Annotated in this window: 1 rRNA gene; it reads left to right on the top strand. The window is 56.0% G+C overall.

What is annotated here, in order from left to right:
• Positions 1-1,162 (top strand): 23S ribosomal RNA (locus tag KW93_RS13580); the annotation flags it as partial.

The raw sequence follows: 1,162 nt of genomic DNA, 5'->3' as shown, positions 1-1,162 counted from the left end.
ATAGCCCGAGAGAGCCGCAGTGAATAGGCCCAGGCGACTGTTTAGCAAAAACACAGGTCTCTGCAAAACCGTAAGGTGACGTATAGGGGCTGACGCCTGCCCGGTGCTGGAAGGTTAAGGGGAGTGCTTAGCGCAAGCGAAGGTGCGAACCGAAGCCCCAGTAAACGGCGGCCGTAACTATAACGGTCCTAAGGTAGCGAAATTCCTTGTCGGGTAAGTTCCGACCCGCACGAAAGGCGTAACGATCTGGGCACTGTCTCAACGAGAGACTCGGTGAAATTATAGTACCTGTGAAGATGCAGGTTACCCGCGACAGGACGGAAAGACCCCGTGGAGCTTTACTGTAGCCTGATATTGAATTTTGGTGCAACTTGTACAGGATAGGTAGGAGCCAGAGAACCCGGAGCGCCAGCTTCGGGGGAGGCGTCGGTGGGATACTACCCTGGTTGTATTGAACTTCTAACCCGCACCCCTGATCGGGGTGGGAGACAGTGTCAGGCGGGCAGTTTGACTGGGGCGGTCGCCTCCTAAAGAGTAACGGAGGCGCCCAAAGGTTCCCTCAGAATGGTTGGAAATCATTCGCAGAGTGTAAAGGCAGAAGGGAGCTTGACTGCGAGACGTACAGGTCGAGCAGGGTCGAAAGACGGGCTTAGTGATCCGGTGGTTCCGCATGGAAGGGCCATCGCTCAACGGATAAAAGCTACCCCGGGGATAACAGGCTTATCTCCCCCAAGAGTCCACATCGACGGGGAGGTTTGGCACCTCGATGTCGGCTCATCGCATCCTGGGGCTGTAGTCGGTCCCAAGGGTTGGGCTGTTCGCCCATTAAAGCGGTACGCGAGCTGGGTTCAGAACGTCGTGAGACAGTTCGGTCCCTATCCGTCGCGGGCGCAGGAAATTTGAGAGGCGCTGTCCTTAGTACGAGAGGACCGGGATGGACACACCGCTGGTGTACCAGTTGTTCCGCCAGGGGCATCGCTGGGTAGCTATGTGTGGCCGGGATAAGTGCTGAAAGCATCTAAGCACGAAGCCCCCCTCAAGATGAGATTTCCCATTGCGCAAGCAAGTAAGATCCCTCAAAGACGATGAGGTAGATAGGTTCGGGGTGGAAGCGTGGCGACACGTGCAGCTGACGAATACTAATCGATCGAGGACTTAACCA

Origin of the sequence: Planococcus sp. CAU13, assembly GCF_000775575.1 — a bacterium.
Taxonomy (GTDB): domain Bacteria; phylum Bacillota; class Bacilli; order Bacillales_A; family Planococcaceae; genus Planococcus.
Note: the sequence above shows the minus strand (reverse complement) of the source record. Positions and strands in the feature narration are given on the sequence as shown.